This is a genomic window from Rhodococcus sp. P3_B8 (genome assembly GCF_056402775.1).
In genome coordinates, this window is sequence record NZ_JBFUGT010000696.1 from 1 (window position 1) to 614 (window position 614).

At 73.6% G+C, this 614-nt stretch carries 1 protein-coding gene; it reads left to right on the forward strand.

All coding sequences use genetic code 11. The features are described 5' to 3' along the window. A partial coding sequence (locus AC1D1G_RS45830; RefSeq protein WP_477957015.1) for a phosphatase PAP2 family protein occupies window positions 1–614 on the forward strand: 614 nt, incomplete at both ends.

Sequence of the window (614 nt, forward strand, 5' to 3'; positions counted from 1 at the left end):
TCATGATGGCGAGCGGTCTGGCCAACGGCATCCTCAAACCGCTGTTCCCCCGGCGGCGCCCCCCGGCCCGCGTATGGACGAACGTGCTGCGCGGGGTGGCGATCCCCCGGTCCTCGTCGTTCCCGTCGGGACATGCGGCGTCGGCGGCGGCGTTCACCACGGGTGTCGCCCTGGAATCGCCCGCGACCGCTGCCGTCGTGGCCCCGCTCGCCGCCGCGGTCGCCTACTCCCGTGTGCACAACGGCGTGCACTGGCCGACCGACGTTGCCGCCGGACTGCTACTCGGCGGGGCCGTCGCGTCGGGCACCCGCCGCTGGTGGGCGGTGCGCACGGAGGAACCGGCAGAGCTGGGCCCTGCCGTCGACGCACCGGCACTTCGGGGCGGCGAGGATCTGCTCGTGGTGGTCAACCCGGAGTCCGGGCCGGACAGTGTCGATCCGAGTGAGGAGATCACAACCGCTCTCCCCAAGGCCGACGTGCGCGCACTCGACACCGCCCGCGATTTCGCCGAACAACTCGACGCCTGGGTGGCCGATACGGAGCCGCGCGCCCTCGGGGTGTGCGGTGGCGACGGGACCGTGGTCGCCGTCGCGTCCGCGGCAGCGCGTCACGCG